At 64.3% G+C, this 1785-nt stretch carries 1 protein-coding gene; it reads left to right on the forward strand.

Annotated features, from left to right (window positions below; genetic code table 11):
• Window positions 1–9: 9 nt before the first annotated feature.
• Window positions 10–1785, forward strand: a 1776-nt coding sequence (xsc, locus tag GOX66_RS25425) for a sulfoacetaldehyde acetyltransferase (protein ID WP_170766697.1), incomplete at its 3' end; no start/stop codon positions are given.

The raw sequence follows: 1785 nt of genomic DNA on the forward strand, positions 1-1785 counted from the left end.
AACACTCAGATGAGAATGACGACGGAAGAGGCTTTTGTTAAGGTTCTGCAGATGCACGGGATCGAACATGCGTTCGGGATCATCGGCTCGGCGATGATGCCGATTTCGGATCTGTTCCCGAAGGCTGGCATCATGTTCTGGGACTGCGCCCATGAGGGCAGCGGCGGCATGATGGCCGATGGCTACACCCGCGCCACCGGCAAGATGTCGATGATGATCGCGCAGAACGGCCCCGGCATCACCAACTTCGTGACCGCGGTGAAAACCGCCTACTGGAACCACACGCCGCTGCTGCTGGTGACCCCGCAGGCGGCCAACAAGACCATCGGTCAGGGCGGGTTCCAGGAAGTCGAGCAGATGAAACTGTTCGAGGACATGGTCGCCTATCAGGAAGAGGTCCGCGACCCGACCCGCGTCTGCGAGGTTCTGAACCGCGTGATCATGCAGGCCAAGCGCGCCAGCGGCCCGGCGCAGCTGAACATCCCGCGCGACATGTGGACCCAGGTCATCGATGTCGACCTGCCCGCCGTTGTCGAATTCGAACGCCCCTCGGGCGGCGAGAGCGCCGTGGCGCAGGCGGCCGAGCTGCTGTCGAACGCCAAAAACCCGGTGATCCTGAACGGCGCCGGTGTGGTTCTGGCCGAAGGCGGCATCGCGGCGTCGAAAGCGCTCGCCGAGCGTCTGGATGCGCCGGTCTGCGTCGGCTACCAGCACAACGACGCCTTCCCCGGCAGCCACCCGCTGTTTGCCGGTCCGCTGGGCTATAACGGCTCGAAAGCGGGCATGGAGCTGATCAGCGAGGCGGATGTGGTTCTGTGCCTCGGCACCCGCCTGAACCCCTTCTCGACCCTGCCGGGCTACGGCATGGAATACTGGCCCGCCGATGCCAAGATCATCCAGGTCGACATCAACCCCGATCGCATCGGCCTGACCAAGACCGTCAGCGTCGGCATCATCGGGGACGCCGCCAAGGTGGCGAACGGTATCCTGGCGCAACTGAGCGACACCGCAGGCGACGAGGGCCGCGAAGAGCGCAAGGCGAAGATCGCCGAGAAGAAATCCCGCTGGGCCCAGCAGCTCAGCAGCATGGACCACGAGGATGACGATCCCGGCACCAGCTGGAACCAGCGCGCCCGTGACGCCAAGCCCGACTGGATGAGCCCCCGCATGGCCTGGCGTGCGATCCAGGCCGCGCTGCCGAAAGAGGCGATCATCTCGTCCGACATCGGCAACAACTGCGCCATCGGCAACGCCTATCCGTCGTTTGAAGAGGGCCGCAAATACCTGGCCCCGGGCCTCTTTGGCCCCTGCGGTTACGGTCTGCCGGCCATCGTCGGCGCCAAGATCGGCTGCCCGGATGTTCCGGTTGTGGGCTTTGCCGGTGACGGCGCCTTTGGCATCGCGGTGAACGAACTGACCGCGATCGGGCGCGAGGAATGGCCCGCGATCACCCAGATCGTGTTCCGCAACTACCAGTGGGGCGCGGAAAAGCGCAACTCGACCCTGTGGTTCGACGACAATTTCGTGGGCACCGAGCTGGACACTCAGGTGTCGTATGCCGGCATCGCCAATGCCTGCGGTCTGAAAGGTGTGGTCGCCCGCACCCAGGATGAGCTGACGGCGGCGCTGAACCAGGCCATCGAGGACCAGAAGAACGGTATCACCACCCTGATCGAGGCCCTGATCAACCAGGAACTCGGCGAACCCTTCCGCCGCGACGCCATGAAAAAACCCGTCGCCGTCGCAGGCATCTCAGACGCAGACATGACACCCCAAAAAGAGGCG

This window comes from Ruegeria lacuscaerulensis (assembly GCF_013031245.1).
GTDB classification, from domain to species: domain Bacteria; phylum Pseudomonadota; class Alphaproteobacteria; order Rhodobacterales; family Rhodobacteraceae; genus Ruegeria; species Ruegeria lacuscaerulensis_C.